This is a genomic window from Vibrio rumoiensis 1S-45, from assembly GCF_000286955.2.
Taxonomy (GTDB): domain Bacteria; phylum Pseudomonadota; class Gammaproteobacteria; order Enterobacterales; family Vibrionaceae; genus Vibrio; species Vibrio rumoiensis_A.
This window is the reverse complement of the sequence record NZ_AJYK02000102.1, coordinates 1-20,465: the sequence shown is the minus strand read 5'-3', so window position 1 is coordinate 20,465 and position 20,465 is coordinate 1. Positions and strand designations below refer to the sequence as shown.

Annotated in this window: 16 protein-coding genes; 9 read left to right on the top strand and 7 right to left on the bottom strand. The window is 42.5% G+C overall.

Annotated features, from left to right (window positions below; genetic code table 11):
• Positions 1-31: 31 nt before the first annotated feature.
• Positions 32-2,329 carry an LPS assembly protein LptD gene (lptD, locus tag A1QC_RS13915; protein WP_017026325.1) on the bottom strand — a complete coding sequence of 766 codons (2,298 nt, stop codon included), beginning with the start codon at positions 2,327-2,329 and terminating at the stop codon, positions 32-34.
• 161 nt (positions 2,330-2,490) lie between these two features.
• On the opposite strand from lptD, the gene djlA reads away from it, so the two are divergent.
• Entirely contained in the window at positions 2,491-3,339 is an 849-nt protein-coding gene (djlA, locus tag A1QC_RS13910; protein WP_017026324.1) for a co-chaperone DjlA, read from the top strand.
• A 127-nt stretch (positions 3,340-3,466) separates the two neighbouring features.
• Here djlA and A1QC_RS13905 read toward each other — a convergent pair whose 3' ends face one another.
• The 5 genes from A1QC_RS13905 to leuA all read right to left on the bottom strand — a co-directional run bounded on the left by A1QC_RS13905 (position 3,467) and on the right by leuA (position 9,369).
• Positions 3,467-4,246, bottom strand: coding sequence for a DUF547 domain-containing protein (locus A1QC_RS13905; protein ID WP_017026323.1), 780 nt, complete (start codon positions 4,244-4,246; stop codon positions 3,467-3,469).
• A 250-nt stretch (positions 4,247-4,496) separates the two neighbouring features.
• Complete coding sequence (gene leuD, locus A1QC_RS13900; RefSeq protein WP_017026322.1) at positions 4,497-5,102, bottom strand: 3-isopropylmalate dehydratase small subunit; 606 nt, start codon at positions 5,100-5,102, stop codon at positions 4,497-4,499.
• A gap of 10 nt (positions 5,103-5,112) precedes the next feature.
• Positions 5,113-6,525 carry a 3-isopropylmalate dehydratase large subunit gene (gene leuC / locus A1QC_RS13895; protein WP_017026321.1) on the bottom strand — a complete coding sequence of 471 codons (1,413 nt, stop codon included), beginning with the start codon at positions 6,523-6,525 and terminating at the stop codon, positions 5,113-5,115.
• Positions 6,526-6,545: 20 nt separating this feature from the next.
• The gene (gene leuB / locus A1QC_RS13890; RefSeq protein ID WP_017026320.1) at positions 6,546-7,640 is read right to left on the bottom strand and encodes a 3-isopropylmalate dehydrogenase; all 1,095 of its coding nucleotides are present in this window, start codon (positions 7,638-7,640) and stop codon (positions 6,546-6,548) included.
• Positions 7,641-7,818: 178 nt separating this feature from the next.
• Positions 7,819-9,369 (bottom strand): 2-isopropylmalate synthase, encoded by a 1,551-nt coding sequence (gene leuA / locus A1QC_RS13885; protein WP_017026319.1) that lies wholly within the window; start codon positions 9,367-9,369, stop codon positions 7,819-7,821.
• 444 nt (positions 9,370-9,813) lie between these two features.
• Here leuA and A1QC_RS13880 point away from each other — a divergent pair, with 444 nt between their 5' ends.
• The 6 genes from A1QC_RS13880 to A1QC_RS15770 all read left to right on the top strand — a co-directional run bounded on the left by A1QC_RS13880 (position 9,814) and on the right by A1QC_RS15770 (position 15,739).
• Positions 9,814-10,341, top strand: coding sequence for a phosphatase PAP2 family protein (locus A1QC_RS13880; RefSeq protein WP_017026318.1), 528 nt, complete (start codon positions 9,814-9,816; stop codon positions 10,339-10,341).
• Between the two features lie 8 nt (positions 10,342-10,349).
• Positions 10,350-11,402 (top strand): MJ1255/VC2487 family glycosyltransferase, encoded by a 1,053-nt coding sequence (locus tag A1QC_RS13875; RefSeq protein WP_017026317.1) that lies wholly within the window; start codon positions 10,350-10,352, stop codon positions 11,400-11,402.
• A gap of 283 nt (positions 11,403-11,685) precedes the next feature.
• Positions 11,686-12,651 (top strand): transcriptional regulator LeuO, encoded by a 966-nt coding sequence (gene leuO / locus A1QC_RS13870; RefSeq protein ID WP_017026316.1) that lies wholly within the window; start codon positions 11,686-11,688, stop codon positions 12,649-12,651.
• 471 nt (positions 12,652-13,122) lie between these two features.
• Positions 13,123-14,841 (top strand): acetolactate synthase 3 large subunit, encoded by a 1,719-nt coding sequence (locus A1QC_RS13865; protein WP_017026315.1) that lies wholly within the window; start codon positions 13,123-13,125, stop codon positions 14,839-14,841.
• Between the two features lies 1 nt (position 14,842).
• The gene (gene ilvN, locus A1QC_RS13860; RefSeq protein WP_017026314.1) at positions 14,843-15,337 is read left to right on the top strand and encodes an acetolactate synthase small subunit; all 495 of its coding nucleotides are present in this window, start codon (positions 14,843-14,845) and stop codon (positions 15,335-15,337) included.
• 270 nt (positions 15,338-15,607) lie between these two features.
• Positions 15,608-15,739, top strand: coding sequence for a hypothetical protein (locus tag A1QC_RS15770; RefSeq protein WP_017026313.1), 132 nt, complete (start codon positions 15,608-15,610; stop codon positions 15,737-15,739).
• 82 nt (positions 15,740-15,821) lie between these two features.
• On the opposite strand, the gene pykF is transcribed toward A1QC_RS15770, so the two are convergent.
• Positions 15,822-17,234, bottom strand: coding sequence for a pyruvate kinase PykF (pykF, locus tag A1QC_RS13855; protein WP_017026312.1), 1,413 nt, complete (start codon positions 17,232-17,234; stop codon positions 15,822-15,824).
• 435 nt (positions 17,235-17,669) lie between these two features.
• Here pykF and A1QC_RS13850 point away from each other — a divergent pair, with 435 nt between their 5' ends.
• Together A1QC_RS13850 and glmS are read left to right on the top strand one after the other, a co-directional pair.
• Complete coding sequence (locus A1QC_RS13850) at positions 17,670-18,431, top strand: DeoR/GlpR family DNA-binding transcription regulator (protein WP_017026311.1); 762 nt, start codon at positions 17,670-17,672, stop codon at positions 18,429-18,431.
• Positions 18,432-18,500: 69 nt separating this feature from the next.
• The gene (gene glmS / locus A1QC_RS13845) at positions 18,501-20,333 is read left to right on the top strand and encodes a glutamine--fructose-6-phosphate transaminase (isomerizing) (protein WP_017026310.1); all 1,833 of its coding nucleotides are present in this window, start codon (positions 18,501-18,503) and stop codon (positions 20,331-20,333) included.
• The last annotated feature ends 132 nt before the right edge of the window (positions 20,334-20,465 follow it).

The window sequence follows — 20,465 nt, the reverse complement described above, 5'->3', positions numbered from 1 at the left end:
AACATATTACCATGTCTGGCTATCCGGTTCATTAATCGTCTAGGCTAAATGGACGGCCATAGCCTAATGAGTTTCCGCCATCTCCAGCTTGTACACCGGAGCTTTGCCCTAGGCCTTTAATACCAATGTTTAGGCTTACTTTAGATTCATATTCAGGGCCTGGTTCTGGGTATATTGTTGACACATCAGTTGAGGACAGAATATGGCGCGAGAAGGTCAATCCTAAGAACCAACAATCGTCGTTATAAGTCACACCTAGCAGACTTTCTAACATGTCATTTTCAGTCAGATCATGATAATAGTTTGCTTGTACACTCCAACGCTGGGCAACATTAAAACTGGTTAAAACACCGGCTTGAGAAATACCATCACGAGTGTATTTGTCTAGCTGACTGTCAGAGATGCCAGGAGCATTGTCTTGGATGTAGGATTTTGAAATATAACGGTAATTTAGCTGGGCGTAACCACCTGTTGGGATCTTATATTCAACAGTGCTGTTAGCAAGTTGCAAAGTAGAGACATTACTGTCGTATTGTAATCCACCTTTATACAGCCATGAGTCACTGATGTTCCATTCATTTTCTAACGCCCAAGCGGACAGGTTCGCTTCATCGCTGGTTGGGTTGATGTAGTAAATTTGACCCAGAGATAAATTAAAGCGCTCTTTATAGTTATCATCATAAAATCGAGACGTTGCACCATAGCTTAGCTGATTAGCGGGGGCGATGTAATCAACACTACTGTATTTAGTATCTCGGAATAACCCATAATAGTCGGACTGTAATAAAGTGGTGTCGTAACCTTGATAAATATCAGATTGATCCACTTCTGGAATGTACAGGTACTGTATACGAGGTTCAAGAGTTTGCGTGTAGCCACCTAGCCACTGTTGGCTATTATCCATAAAGATGGTGCCACTGATTCGGTATTCTGGTACGACACGCTGCACATTTTCTTTTAAATCAGGATCCTTATCATCTTTTAAATCTTGATCATAGTAAGTGTACATAAGCTTCGCTTCCGAGGTAAGCTGTCCCCATGGTGCATAAAAGGGTACTAATAAACTTGGTTCTAAATGAACACGAGTTGCATCTGGTAGATTATCATCATCGGTTTCAAAGCGGCTGATATGGCTGTCCCATTCAAAATCTAGGTGTGGCAATAGGCTTGGTTGATGATATTGATACTGCAATTGAGGCATTAAGCGATAAGGCTTAGTACTTGATAACACTTGGAAGTCACGGACTTTTAATGTGGTCTCTGAAAAGTCAGTACGATAAGCCACTTCACCTGATTGAAGTAACTGGCCATCTTCACGATTACCAATGTTGGAATCTAAATCATCAAAATAGTTATTATCACTGACGCGTGAATAATCGATAGAAAACTTCCAATTACGTTCATAAATACCGTTATGGATTAAATTAACCCCCCAGCGAGCCCCTTCATCAGGATTTAAGTCATCGCTATTGAGGTATTCAAAATTTAAGGTGCCAGAACCGAAGCCATCAGTGAGGTAGCGGAACTCGTTATCAAATTGAACACCTCGTTTTTCCATGTAATTAATGGTGGTGGTTAAATCGTAATTAGGAGCAAGGTTAAAATAGATGGGAACGTTAAGCTCTAAGCCATTTTTGGTATCATAGCCACCACTAGGGTATAAGAAACCGGTTTTACGTTTGTCGCCAATTGGTACGGTAATATATGGCCAATAAAATACAGGGACATCTAGAATTTCAAAACGAGTGTTATAAAAGGTAGCTTCTTCTTCATTATTGTCGATATCAATGTCTGATGCTTTGACTCGCCAAGATTTATTACCTTCAGGGCAGGTGGTAAGAGAGCCATCTTCCATGTTGTATATCGATTGACCATCTTTTAGGATATACGCAGCTTCTCCTCGAGCGGTTTGGCAGAGAAATTTATATTGAGTATCGTGAAGTTCTATTCGATCGCCTTTAAGATCAGATTTAACTTTATTGGATGTCGATTTGATTTGTCCATCATTCATTGTCACATTACCATCTGCGAAAACGGAGTTTTCACTCTGTTTTACTGTGACGGTGTCGGCGGTAATCTTTTTATGTCCTTGAGTGACGATAACATCACCTTGATAAACCGCTTCATTTCTTCCTTTAGCATTAATGCTGTCGGCTTCGATATTAACGGTTTCTTCAGGAGCACCAGCGACTTTTTTTTCTGGAGCAATACATTGATCTGTGTGGACTATTTCCGGCACACTGTCGCTATCACTTTCATCGGCGAAAGCTGTAGGCAAGAAAACAGCACTAATTAGTGTGGCAAGAAAAGTGCGAGAAATTGAAAGCATTGGATAAATGGGCCCTGTGAAACATGAATGAATGCGTTATTTACAGAAATAAGACGAATTAAATACAGATTTCTATATCATATAAGAATCTTGCGAGAATCGACACTATACAGACAATAGTTAACAATAAAAATTCATAGTTTGGGATTTGGAATAGGCATATGTTAGGTAAATTACTAGGTATCTTGTTTGGCTCAATGATTGGCGCTATTCCAGGCGCGATCATAGGCTGCTTTATTGGCCATCAATTTGATAAAGCACGTCGACGCCAACAAGGCTTTCAATCGGCATTTGGTTCCGGAGCTTCACAAGCTGAACGCCAAACAGAATTTTTTCAGGCGGCTTATGCTGTCATGGGGCATGTGGCGAAAGCGAAAGGGCAAGTTACAAAAGAAGAGATCCAATTGGCCTCGGTCATGATGGATCGAATGAACTTAAGTGATGAGCAAAAGAAAATAGCTCAAGAAGCTTTTCGCCAAGGTAAAGATGCGGATTTTCCATTATTAGAAACCTTGCGCAAAGTGCGTTTCTCGGCCGGGCGCCGACGTGATTTGTTACAGTTTTTCCTTGAGCTACAAATTTCCGCTGCTTTTGCAGATGGTGATTTGCACCCAAGTGAAATCCAAGTACTGCAGACGGTCGCTCAAGAACTTGGTTTTACTGCTCAATACTTGCAACAACGTTTGCGCATGCAAGAAGCGGCATTTCGTTTTCAGCAGGGTGGCGGTTTTGGTGGTTATCAACAGCAAGGTCAGCAATCTGGTGGCGGTCAATGGCAACAACGCTCAACCGCATCACAACTTAATGATGCTTATGATTTGTTAGGTGTGGATAAAGACGCAGACTCTAAAACCATCAAGCGAGCTCACCGTAAACTGATGAATGAGCACCACCCCGATAAACTAGTCGCGAAAGGTTTACCACCAGAGATGATGGAAGTGGCAAAACAAAAAGCGCAAGAGATTCAATCGGCTTACGATTTGATTAAGAAAGAGAAAGGGTTTAAATAGGCCAGAGACCAAAAAGCAGTTCCTAGCCTCTAGAAACTGCTATTTATTGGCAGTAAATTGTTTATAGCAACGCTGTAATTTCGTTGTCGATAAGGTTTAGATATTTAGAACCCTTAAGTAGGAGCCTTTATCCCTCATTCAAAGCCCAGTTATAATCATAACTCGGCTTTTTCTTTATCTGCTTTAATTCTGGATGAAATTGAGTCAAATACTTTATGACGCCAGATTCTCCATCAAAATCGACCGCATACCATTCGAAAATAGACGACAACTGTACCATGCCATTTTGAATATTCACGCCTTTAGTGCTATTCACAAATTCGCTTTCAGCTTGCTTTAACAAAGCTTCAGTGTTGCTTGAGGTAAAGGCTTGAGAGGCTAAGTTTGGGCAACCTAAACTGGCACAATTGACGGCATAATGAATACGTTTGTCCTTCCAGATAGGGCGAAGAATTCGATGCTCAATATCATTTAAGGTTAATTTTTTACCATTGATGGTGGTGATGTCTTTGTCCCACGGGCCAAATGAAAATACGCCACCCAGTTTCGTGATGGATTTGGTTGGGTAGTTATCAAGGATCAATTCAACGGTTAAAGCGTTGTATAAATTGACCCAATAGGCGAATTGTTCTTTTTTATTGAATTGAAGAGGATCCTGTTTTGTTAAGGTTGTGATGTAGCCTTTGAGTGCTTGTTTATCTTGAGCTGTAATATTGGCGTAACCAAAGAGATGATTTTGACCTTTCACCGTTAGGTTATGATTGAGCACTCCTTGCCATGCAGAATGGTCAATTACTTGAGTGCTTTTCTCGTTACTACTATTCCAGTAAGCCCATAAATCGGCTTTAGGGGCGGCGACAGTGCTAAAAGAGAGTAAGCTGCAAAAAAAGATAATTAGATATTTCATGATGGATCTCGTTTTTTGAATGATTATTTAAAGAGACCGAGTAGGCTGAGGTTTAATTTCAGACTAGAGGGAAGGGAATATTGACACTTTTCGAGTGATGAACAGCGTAATGATTGTCGAAATAAAAAACGCTCCGCCTTCTGTATCTAATGTACCGAAGAGCGAAGCGTTTGAGTATAGAGTCACGAGCAATGAAGCGCCGGTGACGTTATTGACTTTTTAAAAGCTTATTTACGTCAAAAAAGTATATTTACTTCAAAAAGCTTGGAATATTATTTTCAAACTCAGTGATTTTATCTGCGTGTTGTAGCGTCAGACCAATGTTGTCTAAACCATTGAGTAAGCAATGACGGCGGAATTCATCGATTTCAAAACTGTATTGCTTACCATTGGCAGACACTGTCATGGCTTCTAAATCCACAGTAATTTGCGCACCTTCATTGGCTTCAACAAATTGGAAGAGTTCGTCTACTTCGCTTTCGGTTAATCTTACAGGAACCATTTGGTTGTTGATGGAGTTGCCGTAAAAAATATCTGCAAAGCTTGGCGCGATCATGACTTGAATACCGTAATCGGCTAACGCCCAAGGGGCATGCTCACGAGAGGAGCCACAACCAAAGTTTTCACGGGCAAGTAAAATACTGGCACCTTGATAGCGAGGTTTGTTCATTACAAATTCAGGATTAGGTTGCTGACCCGCATCATCTAAAAAGCGCCAATCATTAAATAGGTGCTGACCAAAACCCAAGCGTGTTACTTTTTGTAGAAATTGCTTAGGGATGATCGCATCGGTATCAATATTGGCAATATCAAGTGGCACAACTAGGCCGGTATGTTGCTTAAAACCTTCAGACATAGTGTGCTCCTTAAGCAGGTAATTGTTCTAGTTGGCGAATATCCACAAAGTGACCAGCAATAGCAGCAGCAGCAGCCATCGCAGGGCTCACCAAGTGAGTACGTCCATCACGGCCTTGACGACCTTCAAAGTTACGGTTACTGGTTGAAGCGCAGCGCTCTTGTGGTCCTAGGCGGTCATTGTTCATGGCTAAGCACATAGAGCAGCCCGGTAGACGCCATTCAAAACCAGCCTCGATAAAGATCTTATCCAATCCTTCTAGTTCTGCTTGTGCTTTGACTTGTTCAGAACCCGGTACGATCAAGGCTTGAACATTAGCGGCGACTTTACGACCTTTGGCGACAGCGGCAGCAGCGCGCATATCTTCAATGCGTGAGTTCGTACAAGAACCGACAAACACTTTATCGACATTGTAGTCAGACAGTTTTTTACCGGCTTCCAAACCCATGTAAGCTAATGCTTTTTCGGCGGATGCTTTTTCAACTGGATCGCTAAAGTCTTGTGGGTTAGGGATGATGCCATCAACTGACATGACCTGCCCTGGGTTGGTTCCCCAAGTGACTTGTGGCGTGATTTCTCTGGCGTCTAAAGTAACCACAGCATCAAACTTCGCATCATCGTCCGATTTTAGGCTCTTCCAATATTCTACTGCTGAGTCAAAATCGGCGCCTTTTGGTGCGAATTTCTTGTCTTTCACATAATCAAATGTGGTTTGGTCTGGAGCGATTAGGCCAGCTTTTGCACCCAATTCAATCGCCATGTTGCACACCGTCATACGGCCTTCCATTGAAAGGTCGGTAATGGCTTCACCACAAAACTCAACCACATAACCCGTACCACCGGCTGCCGTGGTTTTGCCTATGATCGCAAGCACGATATCTTTAGCGGTAATGCCTTCGGCGACTTTACCTTTGACTTCGATTTTCATGGTTTTGGCTTTGGCTTGTTTTAGTGTTTGAGTTGCTAAAACATGCTCCACTTCAGATGTGCCAATACCAAATGCTAATGAGCCAAATGCACCGTGAGTGGCGGTGTGAGAATCACCACAAACAATGGTCATGCCCGGTAAAGTAATGCCGAGCTCAGGGCCCATTACGTGCACAATGCCTTGGTATTTGTGGTTTAGATCGTAAAGCGTGACACCGAAATCCAAGCAGTTTTTCATCAAGGTTTGCATTTGAATGCGCGCCATTTCACCTGATGCATTGATGTCTTTGGTGGTGGTCGATACGTTGTGATCCATAGTGGCAAAAGTTTTGCTCACTTGGCGCACTTTACGGCCTTTTTCACGCAAACCATCAAAGGCTTGTGGTGACGTCACTTCATGGACTAAGTGACGATCAATATAAAGGATCGGGTTTTCACCTTCCGCTGCTACCGCTACATGAGCATCGTAGACTTTTTCATATAGAGTTTTTGACATTGCTTGCTACCTGCTCGTTTTTATTTATTAGAGTTTAGAATGTATTGTGCAATCTTATCGCCCATTTCAGAGGTTGATAATGCTGGCTTGTCACCCGCTAAATCTGCAGTCAGCTCTCCGGCTTCTAATGCTTTAGATACTGCTTTTTCGATATCTTGTGCTGCGGCTTCTTCGTTTAAGCTATAACGTAACATCAGTGCTGCAGATAGAATTTGCGCGACTGGGTTGGCAATGTTCTTTCCTGCAATATCTGGGGCAGAACCGCCAGCGGGTTCATACAAACCAAATTTGCTTTCGTTTAGGCTAGCAGAAGGCAACATACCCATAGAGCCTGTGATCATGGCGCATTCATCTGAAATGATGTCACCGAAGATGTTTGAACATAGCATCACATCGAATTGTGAAGGATCTTTTATCAGCTGCATGGTCGCGTTATCAATGTAGATGTGTGATAACTCAACATCTGGGTAGCCTTTGGCAATGTCTTCGACCACTTCACGCCATAAAATAGAGCTTTGTAGAACGTTTGCTTTATCAACTGAGCAGACTTTCTTGCCACGTAAACGCGCTGACTCAAAGGCGATTTTAGCAATGCGTTCAATTTCGTAACGATGATAGATTTCAGTATCAAACGCTTTTTCATCCGGGCCTGAACCTTCACGGCCTTTCGGTTGACCGAAGTAGATGCCACCGGTTAATTCACGAACCACAACAATGTCAAAGCCACGGCCAGAAATATCGGCACGTAATGGTGAGAAGCTTTCTAGACCAGAGTGAATTTGAGCAGGGCGAAGATTACAAAATAGTTGGAAGTGTTTACGAAGAGGAAGCAGGGCACCACGTTCAGGTTGATCATTTGGTGGTAAGTTTTCCCATTTCGGGCCGCCAACCGAACCAAACAAGACCGCATCGGCTTCTTCACATCCCTTTACTGTGCTTTCAGGTAATGGACAGCCGTGGTTATCAATGGCGATTCCGCCTACATCAAACACTTCGCGTTCAAATGAGATAGCGTGTTTTTGTTCAATTGCATCCAAGACTTTTTGTGCTTGTAGCATGACTTCCGGGCCAATGCCGTCACCTGGTAAAACTGCAATTTTGTATGTTGCTGACATGAGTTCTCTCTTCCTTAAAATTATGTATAACTGAATTTTTTGCTTTAATGATGAATGTGTATGATTTTAACTTAGTTCGAGACTTGAATCGTCATTCCGGAAACTGAGAAACGAGTTATCCGGGATGACAATTTGAGTCAATCACTGCATTCATCATTTAGTTGTATTGTCTTTCAACTTATACCGTTTCCATTCTTTTCGATTGCTTGATTTCTGCAATCTGATCAGCGCGGTGAATACTGTTAATAACATGCAATAGTGCTTGGCCTGATGCTTCAACAATATCGGTGGCAAGGCCGGTGCCGTGGTACTTACGACCTTTATAGTTGGCAATGATATCGGCTTGACCTAGACCATCTTCACCTTCACCTTTTGCGGTAAGGTCGAATTTATCGAGTGCAATTTCATAGCCGGTTAGTTTGTAGATACATTGATACAAAGCATCGACTGGGCCGTTACCAACTGCCGCTTCGCATTTCTCTTCATCACCACATTGTAATTTAATGCTGGTGGTCGCCATCACACTACCCGATTGTACGCTTAGATAGTTCAACTTAAAGTAGTCGTCTTCATCGCGCAAGTTTGCAAAGTGCATTAATGACTCTAAATCGTAATCAAATACTTGGCCTTTACGATCAGCAAGCTTCAAGAAATCATCATATAAAGTATTCAAGTCGTAGTCAGTGTCTTTGTAACCCATAGTATCCATGTGGCTTTTCACTGCTGCGCGACCAGAACGGCTAGTTAGGTTTAAAGCTTGATTTTTAAGACCGATAGACTCTGGCGTCATGATCTCATAAGTGTTCTTATTTTTTAGCATGCCATCTTGGTGAATACCAGAAGAGTGACTAAATGCATTGGCACCGACAACCGCTTTATTGGCTTGAATAGGCATATTACATAGCTGGCTCACTAGCTTACTGGTGCGGTGGATTTCGTCGTATTTAAGGCCAGTGTTTACGCCTAGGAATTCTCCGCGAGTTCGGATAACCATGGCGATTTCTTCAAGAGCACAGTTACCTGCGCGTTCACCAATACCATTAATGGTGCCTTCTACTTGACGAGCACCGGCTTGAACCGCTGCCATCGAGTTTGCAACAGACATACCTAGATCGTCGTGGCAGTGAACTGAAATGACGGCTTTATCTATGTTTGGTACGCGATTAAATAGCGTGGCAATAATACCGCCAAATTCATTGGCCATGGTGTAACCCACAGTATCTGGAATATTGACCGTGGTAGCACCAGCATCAATGGCAGCTTCTACAATACGGCAAAGATTGTCGATAGGAGTACGGCCTGCATCTTCACATGAAAACTCTACATCATCAGTGTATTTACGAGCTCGAGTGACAGAGCGAACCGCCATTTCAACCACATCATCATAACTACGACGAAGCTTATCTTGTACGTGAATGGTTGAAGTAGAAATGAAAGTATGGATTCGGAAGGCTTCAGCAACTTTTAGAGCTTCGGCTGCAACATCGATATCTTTTTCGACGGCGCGAGCCAAGGCACAAATGCGGCTGCCTTTAATGTTTTTAGCAATCGCCTGTACCGACTCAAAATCACCAGGCGATGAAATAGGGAAGCCCGCTTCGATAACATCCACACCTAAACGTTCGAGAGCGTATGCGATCTGCAGTTTTTCTTTTACGGTTAGGCTTGCTGAAAGTGCTTGTTCGCCATCGCGTAACGTCGTATCGAATATAATAACTTGATCGTTCATGTGAGCTTCCTTTTGGTTTAATGCTTCGCTATCCAATGCGGTTTATTCTGTGACTTATTTTAAGTATTAGCGAATAAAAAAGCCCGCATTGGGATGCGGGCTTGTTTGAAATCGTATGTGGTTTTTCGTCCACTGCCTACCCGCGCGATTGATTCACGTTGAGGAGGAGGTTCAGTAGGTTCGAAAATTGTTTAGTCATGCTTTGTATGCCTTAGCAATGGTTAACATCCACTTAATGAGTGGTTCAATTAGTACCGCACTAAAGGGGCACACGTCAAGGTTTTAGTGGAAAAAATATCCAAATAAAAGAAGTTACACCATGAATGCAAATTATGTTGAGTAAGAGGGGTTCATCATAAGAACAAATAATCGTCACTTGTTTGTCATTTATGTCCACTAATTTGGTGCCAGTAACGCTCATTATGAGCGAACAAGGAGTGCATGATGAAAACTATACAACCAATTGCTCGCTTCGATTTGGCATTTTCTTTATTTTGCTTACGTCACCGTTTCAATGAGCCAGTGGCTCAAATGAGTAAAGCGATTTCTCATACTGGAGATGGTCATTTGTATGGAATTATTGGCCTATTAGCTTGGCTATTTGAACCAAGAGTCGGTCAAGTCTTCTTATTGACGGGGTTATTGGCCTACTTGATTGAACTTCCTGTTTATTGGTTGGCTAAAAATAGCTTTAAACGACGTCGACCTGCGCAAATGTCTCACTTATTAACTTCTTTTATTACCCCATCTGATCAATACAGTTTGCCTTCAGGACACACCGCAGCTGCTTTTTTAATGGCAGTGTTATTACAGCATTTCTATCCTGAATTTGGTTTTCTTCCTTTTGTGTGGGCTGGATTAATCGGTTTATCCCGAATTTTACTTGGAGTTCATTTTTTAACCGATATTGTGCTTGGGGCGTTATTAGGTATGGGCAGCGCAGTGATAGCAATTGATCTTATGAAGGGATAATAAACTTAATGAAAATACTTTACGGCGTTCAAGGCACAGGTAATGGGCATATTGCACGAGCAAGGGCGATGTCTCATGCATTTAAAGCACAAAATGTTGATGTTGATTTTTTGTTTTCAGGACGAGATAAAGCGGGATATTTTTCAATGGAAGATTTCGGTGATTATCAAACTCGTCGAGGTCTGACTTTTTGTACCGAAAAAGGCAAGGTCAATCATCTCAAAACCGCAATGAATACCAACCCTAACCATTTGTGGAAGGAAGTGTCTGATATCGACTTGTCTGGGTATGATGTGGTGCTCAATGATTTTGAGCCGATTACTGCTTGGGCTGCGAAAAAACAAAAAGTTCCCACCGTCGGCATTAGTCATCAGAATGCGTTTCGTTATTCAGTTCCTAAAAAAGGAGCTACATGGCTTGATCAAACGTTGATAGAGCATTTTGCGCCAACTGAATTTCATTTAGGTTTGCATTGGTATCACTTCCAGCAACCAATTCTGCCACCGATTGTTCACACTTCATTTGGGTTGGAAACGCAAAAGTTACATTTCATTTTAGTCTATCTGCCATTTGAAGACTTAGAAGAAGTATCCCAACTCTTACAGCGCTTTTCTAATCATGAATTTATTTGTTATCACCCCTCAATAAAAGAGGCTTATCAGCAAGAGCATTTAACCTTCATGCCATTATCTTATGATTCGTTTCAGCAGCACTTACATGCATGCCAAGGCGTGATTGCAAATGGTGGATTTGAATTGCCATCTGAAGCGTTAACACTCGGAAAAAAACTGCTCTTAAAACCCTTGGCTGGACAGTTTGAACAAATGAGTAATGTGGCTACTCTTGAATCGTTAGGTTTAGCCAGTTCGATGAATTGGATGGACCCGAGTAGCGTGCGAACTTGGTTGGATGAACAGCCAGCTGAAAAGGTTATTTACCCTGATGTGGCAGCAGCGATTGCTGAATGGGTAACGCAAGGGGATTGGAAAACGATTACTCCACTTTGGAGTGATTTATGGGAGCAAGTAGACTTTCCACATTATGCATTGATTAATGAATAGGTATGTATTCTCTCCATTCATTCAGCGCACAAAAGCGTTTTATAAATATTTATATTTTTTATATTTACTCCTAAGTTATTGAAGTTTGTCTATTTTTAGTGATTTTTAGTGAAATGATCTGATTTAATCTCAATATGTTTGCCTCAAGAATTATATTGATGAATAGTGTGCTCGTCGCCCATTCATTGGCGTGGCAAATACAATGAATATTAAATATCTTTTTGCTGCTTTCAATCATCAATATAATAAAGATGAGGCAGTCGATTGTTAGAGGCATACACAAATGACTAACCAAATAGAACAAAGCAATGCTGTAATTAATACAAGAACGGAATCTACTTTACGTGGCGTTGATCTAAACTTATTAACCGTTTTTGATGCAGTAATGCAAGAGCAGAATATTACTCGTGCTGCTCAATTCTTAGGGATGTCACAGCCAGCGGTAAGTAATGCTGTTGCTCGTTTAAAAGTGATGTTTAATGATGAGTTATTTATGCGTCATGGTCGTGGTATTCAACCCACCCTACGTGCTCGTCAATTGTTTGGTCCGATCCGTCAAGCTCTACAATTAGTACGCAACGAATTACCGAATTCAATCTTTATTCCTGAAACATCAAATCGTGCATTTAAGCTGGCAGTATGTAGCCCATCGGACATGCGTTTTGCTCCTCGTATTATGAGTAGCATTGCAGAAAGATCGCCGAGTATTCAACTTCACTTAGACGCTGAATTTGATCGCCAATTACCAGAAAAACTGCGTTATCAAGAAGTCGATTTTGTGATTGACTACGCGCGTTTTGATCAGCCTGGTTATTCAAGCACAGAAATTTTCAGCGATGAATTAGTCGTTGTCGTTTCAGCTAATCATCCTCGTATCGGTTCACAGATTTCTGAGCAAGAGTTTTTAACAGAAAAACACGCAACGTTATCGAAAGTAAATGGCATTAGTAGCTTTTATGAGCGCGTATACGGTGGTGATATCGACTGTAATGAGTCTTACCAAGGTACGGGTCTGAGCAACATCTTATATGTTGTTGGTCAGTCTGAGTTGTTAACCGTTGTACCTCGTTGGTTAATAGAGACCATTCCAAATCGTGCGAACTACAAAGTTCTGCCTTACCCATTCGCGGATAACAAAGTAGCGGGCTATTTAAGCTGGCACGAATCAAGTGAAAAAGATAAAGGTCACATCTGGATGCGCGATCAGTTAATGCTGATTTGTGGTGAAGCGTTAGCCGACGCGATGTAATGCTAAAAGTGGCTAAATGAAAAAATAAGAAGCGCATGCCGAACGGTGTGCGTTTTTTTATGGGGAAATAGATGTGAGCCAACTCTAAAAGTGAGAAATATTATTATCTTAATTTTCCTTACATACAAATGAATCAGTAAGTGTTATCAGTTAATGTTAGAGCTTTACACTTAAAATGGATGAATAAGCAGTAATTGGAAGCGTTTCTGTTTAATGAGCACATAGACATCACTTGTTATTAAGCGGTAAAGTGAAGTGCTCGGAGCAAAATCTTCGAGCTGCACCCTGTTTTGTTGTTATGACAATCAAGCAGGTACATAGATATAAGAATATAAGAAAGTCGTGGCTTGATTGGAGTCATATCTTCGACATATTCAGATGTCATTTTAGGCTAAAAATAAGCCCTAACTATGTAGCACTTACTTTTTCAACTCTGCCATGCAGGAAATGAGTAAGTCAGAAGGAGGCAATATGGAAATGTTATCCGGCGCGGACATGATCGTTCGTTCCTTAATCGATGAAGGTGTAGAGCATATCTACGGTTATCCAGGCGGTTCAGTTTTGGATATTTATGATGCTCTGCATGAAAAAAGTGCTATCGAACACGTACTGGTTCGCCATGAACAAGCTGCGGTTCACATGGCCGATGGTTATTCACGCGCAACGGGTAAAGTCGGTGTAGTGTTAGTTACATCAGGCCCAGGTGCTACCAATGCCATTACCGGTATTGCGACCGCTTATATGGACTCAGTGCCAATGGTGGTGTTGTCTGGTCAAGTTCCGAATAATTTAATTGGTAACGACGCCTTTCAAGAGTGTGACATGGTCGGGATCTCACGTCCGATTGTAAAACACAGCTTTCTTGTTACCAAAGCAGAAGACATTCCTGGAATCATCAAAAAAGCTTTCTACCTAGCATCAACAGGCCGCCCGGGCCCAGTTGTGGTCGACTTACCTAAAAACGTATTAAATCCGCTTGAAACTTTCCCGTATCAATACCCGAAAGAAGTGTCGATGCGTTCTTACAACCCAACCACAACAGGTCATAAAGGTCAGATCAAAAAAGGCTTAAAAACCCTTATTGAAGCCAAAAAGCCAGTGCTTTATGTGGGTGGTGGCGCGATCATGGCGGATGCAAGCGAGCAATTGCTCAAATTGGCAGAAGCATTGAATCTTCCCGTTGTGAGTACCTTGATGGGCTTAGGCGCATTCCCGGCGACGCACAAAAACTCCCTTGGTATGCTGGGCATGCACGGCACTTATGAAGCGAATATGGCGATGCATAATGCCGATTTGATCTTCGGTGTCGGGGTACGCTTTGATGACCGAACCACCAACAATGTTGAGAAATATTGTCCGAATGCCAAGATCATGCACATTGATATCGATCCATCGTCGATCTCAAAAATCATTCAAGCGGATCTTCCTATCGTCGGTTCAGCCGATGAAGTGCTTGATAGTATGTTGAAGCAACTGCCAGAAAAAGAAACCAAGCAAGATAAAGAAGCGATTGATACGTGGTGGCAAGAGCTGCAAAGCTGGAAAAATCGTAAGTGCCTTGAGTTTGATCGCACCACCGATCGCATTAAGCCACAGCAAGTGATTGAAACACTTTACAAGCTCACCAATGGTGATGCGTATGTGGCGTCGGATGTTGGTCAGCACCAAATGTTTGCCGCGCTTTACTACCCATTTGATAAGCCACGTCGCTGGATTAACTCAGGCGGTCTAGGCACCATGGGCTTTGGTCTGCCGGCGGCAATGGGCGTGAAATATGCGCTACCACAAGAAGAAGTGGTGTGTGTGACGGGAGATGGCAGTATTCAAATGAATATCCAAGAGCTATCAACCTGCATGCAATACGATATCCCGGTTAAGATCATTAACTTGAATAACCGTTTCTTGGGTATGGTAAAACAGTGGCAAGATATGATCTATCAAGGCCGTCATTCACATTCTTATATGGATTCCGTCCCTGATTTTGCCGCGATTGCAGAAGCGTATGGTCATGTGGGTATCCGCATTGATAAACCTGAAGATCTTGAAGCAGGCTTGAAAAAAGCCCTCGATATGAAAGATCGTTTGGTATTTGTCGATATCAATGTCGATGAAACAGAACATGTGTACCCAATGCAAATCAAAGGGGAAAGCATGGATAAGATGTGGTTAAGCAAGACGGAGAGAACTTAATATGAGACATATCCTTTCATTATTATTAGAAAACCAACCGGGCTCTTTGTCGCGCGTTGTCGGTTTATTTTCTCAACGTGGCTATAACATTGAATCATTAACCGTATCACCAACCGATGATGAGACTTTATCTCGAATTAACATCACGACCGCAACCGATGCGTTGCAGTTAGAGCAAATCGAAAAAAACCTGCATAAGCTGGTGGATGTACTAAAAGTACAAGAAGTCACAGAATTCGATTACGTTGAGCGTGAGTTAATGCTGGTTAAAGTCAAAGCCAGTGGTTTTTCTCGCGCAGAAGTGCATCGCTTAGCCGATGTGTTCCGTGGTCAAATCGTTGATGTAACGGCTTCGCTGTTTACGATTCAACTGGCCGGTGACAGCGCCAAACTTGATGCTTTCATTAAAGCGGTATCAGAAATGACAGATGTGATTGAAGTGGCAAGAAGTGGTGTGGTTGGCATCGCCCGTGGTGAGCGTGCTTTGAAAGCCTAATTAGCACTCACAAAAATCGGTACTTAGAGAACGCAGTCAATTTGGCTGCGTTTTTTTATACGCTCACCATTTCGTACCTGAGCTGAGCCTAAGCGAGAATGATACGGAGCCTTGCACCTATTTCGTATTTTACACCTCGACAATTCATGAATATCTTTATGCTTAAATAAGGCTATTCATCGACACTATATGAGACTTTAGTCTAATGCCTAAATAGTTCTGTCCTAAACTTTAATCATTGGGTGGATCATTTTAGGTAGGGTAAATGAGATGTCGAGTGGAGTGTTGGTGAGAGTCACCGTGGCGAGTTTATTCGTGCTTGCTTTTCAGTTCAGTGCTTTGTATTTCTTATTAGCGGTGGTGTTATTGAACACTCACCACCGAGAGCTTTTTGGTTGGTGATTTAATGAGATGGTGTGAATTTAAAGCAATAAAAAAGGAGACCTATAAGGCCTCCTTTTGATTTCTATTCGCGTTTTAAAAATTAAAGAACGTGAACAGAAGAAGTATTGGTTGTGCCTGATGGTACAAGCGCACCAGAAACCATTACCGCGATATCGCCTTTTTCACCAAAGCCCATTTCTAGTGCTAGAGCCATACCTTGACGGTAGAAGTCTTCAGTATCGTTAATTGAATCAACAACGATTGGCGTAACACCTTTAGATAAGCAAAGCTGAGCGGCTGTCTTAGTGTTCGTTGTAACGGCAATGATTTTTGCTGTTGGGAAGTATTTACGAACTGAACGAGCAGATTTACCTGCTTCGGTTGCCACAACGATCACTGGAGCGGCTAGTTTCTCAGCAGTTTCAACGGCTGATTTACATACTGCTTCTGTGATGCGTAGACGTGGGCTGTCTAAGCGAGAGCTAAGCTCTGCTTTTAAAGCGCGGTCAGTACGAGCACAGATTTGCGCCATGATAGTTACCGCTTCAACAGGGTATTTACCTTTTGCAGACTCACCAGAAAGCATAACTGCATCCGTGCCATCCATGATTGCGTTAGCAACGTCGCCCGCTTCTGCGCGAGTTGGACGTGGGTTTTTGATCATAGAATCTAGCATTTGAGTTGCTGTGATAACCACTTTACGTGCACGGTTACATTTCTCGATCATCATTTTTTGCGCGAAGATTACTTCTTCAACAGGGATCTCAACACCTAGATCACCACGAGCAACCATGATGCCGTCAGACGCTTCAAGGATTTCGTCGAAGTTGTCTACGCCTTCTTGGTTTTCGATTTTAGAGATGATTTGGATGTTCTCACCACCGTTTGCACAAAGCAGTTCACGGATTTCTTTTACATCGTCCGCTTTACGGATGAAAGAAGCCGCAACGAAGTCAACACCTTGCTCACAACCAAATTTAAGGTCTGCTTTGTCTTTTTCTGCAAGTGCAGGAAGTTTTACAGAAACACCAGGAAGGTTAACACCTTTGTTTTCGCCTAGGTCACCGTTGTTCAATACAGTACATTTCACTTCAGTGTCAGTGGTTGCAACCACTTTCATTTCGATAAGACCATCATCAACTAGGATAGTATCGCCAGCCGTTAAGTCTTGCGCGAAACCTGGGTAAGTTACCGCGACTGTGTTTTTGTTACCAACAACAGAAGTGTCGGTTGTGAAAGTGAAGTCTTGACCTGCCACTAGAGCAACATCGTCGCCATTTTCTAGTTTAATCGTGCGGATCTCTGGGCCTTTAGTATCTAAAAGGATAGCCAGTTGTTTGCCTGTGTTCTTCATTACTTGGCGAAGATTGTTGATGCGGTTGCCGTGCTCTTCGAAATCACCGTGTGAGAAGTTCAAACGCATGACGTTCATGCCAGCGTTTGCAAGTTCAGTCAGTTTCTCAACAGATTCAGTTTTCGGGCCAATCGTACATACGATTTTGGTCTTTTTCATGAGTAGATACTCTCCGGTAAGTAATATTATAATTTCAATTTTTACAGGTTTTAATGGTAGGCAATGATTTGCAGTCAGCATTAAAACAGAAATTCTGTCATACAGTTTATACCCACATTAGTTAAAGCGGCAGTATTGTCATTACCACTTCAATTATTGCGAGCGTTATTGCTATTTACACTCTCGCATTGCCACATGTCATTCTCTTTGCAGCATAACTTCTTATTTTTACCACCGGCGAGTCGGCTTATTCGTAATTTTGTTTCTTTAAAGAAGAAAGAATTTTACCAGTCTTTGTGGGGAAGATCACGAACCTTACTTGTCTTAGAGCAATCTTTCTTTAATTAATATTTATTTTTTGTTATGAAATAAATAGACTAATAAGTTTCGTTTTGCTTTAATATCTTTCGTTTCAAAACTAACTTGGTTTTATTTATGTCTAAACGAAACACTCAGCAGCGTCGGCATTTGATTGTTCAACAAGTCAATGAACATGGTGAAGTCAGTGTTGATGAGCTAACAAAACAATTCAACATCTCCGAAGTGACGATTAGGAAAGACCTTTCAGCATTAGAGGCGAGTGGTTTATTACTGCGTCGCTATGGTGGTGCGATCGCGCTGCCGAAAGAGATCATCAATGAAGTGTTTTCAGAAGAAGTTTCGAAACGAAAGGTAAGCCTTGCAAAAGCCGCAGCCTCTCTTATTAAAGATCATCATCGCATCATTATTGATAGTGGCAGCACCACTGGCGCATTAATAGAGCAGCTTAACGACAAAAGAGGGCTCGTGGTGATGACCAACTCTCTTAATGTCGCCAATGCACTGAATGCATTAGAAAGCGAACCCACTCTATTAATGACCGGTGGTACTTGGGATACGCATTCAGAATCCTTTCAAGGACAAGTTGCAGAACAAGTGTTGCGTTCATACGACTTTGATCAATTGTTTATTGGCGCAGATGGTATCGACTTGCAACGTGGTACCACGACCTTCAATGAATTATTAGGGCTCAGCCAAGTGATGTCTGAATCAGCAAGACGCGTTGTCGTCATGGTTGAATCCGACAAAATTGGTCGAAAAATTCCAAATTTAGAACTGGCATGGGAAAAAATCGACGTGCTAGTTACTGATAATGGCATCAGCGCTGAACAACAAGCACAAATAGAACAACATAATGTGCAAGTGCTGATCGCTTAACTCATTTAATCATCTTATCTTTACCACCTTTTGCTTGCTGCTGGTAAGGGAATAATAAAGGAAATACTTATGTGTGGAATCGTCGGTGCGGTAGCACAACGTGATGTCGCTGAAATCTTAGTCGAAGGTTTACGCCGTTTAGAATACCGTGGTTATGACTCGGCGGGTATCGCCGTCGTGGATGCGGATTCGAATATGACGCGTGTTCGTCGTTTGGGTAAAGTAAAAGAATTATCAGATGCGGTAGATGCGACTCAAGTATCGGGCGGTACTGGGATTGCACACACGCGCTGGGCAACTCATGGTGAACCTTCTGAAATTAATGCTCACCCACATGTATCCGGTGATATTTCGGTCGTGCATAACGGCATTATTGAAAACCATGAAACGTTACGTGAAGTGCTGCGCGAGCGTGGTTACGTCTTTGAATCTCAAACCGATACTGAAGTGATTGCTCACCTAGTTGAATGGGAACGTCGCACCTCAGAAACCTTAGTTGAAGCGCTGCAAAAAGCGGTGAAACAATTAGATGGAGCTTACGGTACTGTGGTGGTTGATCGTAACGATCCAAGCCGTGTTGTCGTGGCACGTTCTGGTAGCCCAATTGTGATTGGTTTTGGTGTGGGTGAAAACTTTATCGCATCTGATCAACTGGCATTACTGAGTGTCACTCGCCGCTTTATGTACCTTGAAGAAGGGGATGTTGCCGAAGTCACCCGTCGTGATGTGACCGTATTTGATGCGCAAGGACAATTAGTTGAGCGTGATATTGCTGAATCCAACGCAGAGCATGATGCCGGTGATAAAGGTCAATATCGCCACTTTATGCAAAAAGAAATTTTTGAGCAGCCAACCGCGTTAATTAACACCATGGAAGCGCGTTTAACCAAAGATACCGTGATCACGGAAAGCATTGGCGTTAATGCCGCTGAGATACTGGCTAAAGTTGAGCACGTACAAATCATTGCTTGTGGTACTTCTTACAATGCCGGAATGACAGCGCGTTACTGGTTTGAATCATTGGCGGGCGTAAGTTGCGATGTGGAAATTGCATCTGAATTTCGTTACCGTAAATTTGTTACTCGCCCAAATAGCTTGCTCATCACCTTATCTCAATCAGGTGAAACGGCCGATACGTTAGCAGCATTGCGCTTAGCCAAAGAAAAAGGCTACATGGCCGCAATGACGGTATGTAATGTTGCCGGTTCGTCATTGGTTCGTGAATCTGATTTTGCTTTCATGACTCGCGCGGGAACGGAAATCGGTGTGGCATCAACCAAAGCCTTCACCACTCAACTCGCGGCATTGCTAATGCTAGTCACCGCAATGGGTAAGCAGCAGCAACGTATTGATGGTGCAAAAGAAGCGGAAATTGTAGAAGCTCTGCATGCACTGCCAGCTCAAATTCAAGCCGCGTTAGCTTACGATAAAGAAATTGAAGCACTGGCGGAAGACTTTGCGGATAAGCATCACACCCTATTCTTAGGTCGCGGAGAGTTCTACCCAATCGCAATGGAAGCCTCATTAAAGCTAAAAGAGATCTCGTATATTCACGCAGAAGCGTATGCAGCTGGTGAACTAAAACATGGCCCACTCGCTTTGATTGATGCAGACATGCCAGTGGTAGTCGTAGCACCGAATAATGAGTTACTCGAAAAACTAAAATCAAATGTAGAAGAAGTGCGCGCTCGTGGCGGTTTATTGTATGTATTTGCCGATGCTGCAGCCGGTTTTGAAGCCGATGACAGCATGAAGATCATCAACTTGCCGCACGTAAGCGAAATCACGGCCCCGATTTACTACACCATTCCAATGCAGTTGTTGTCGTATCACGTTGCTTTGATTAAAGGCACCGATGTCGATCAACCGCGTAACTTAGCTAAGGCTGTGACAGTCGAGTAATTTAGGTCACTTAATCGGTAATGTTGTGGGAAAGTAATAAAATCTCATACTAAAACGGCAGCGTTCATATCGGTACGCTGCCTTTCTAACATGTTAACTCCCCAAAACCATTTAATAGCCTGAATATTTGAC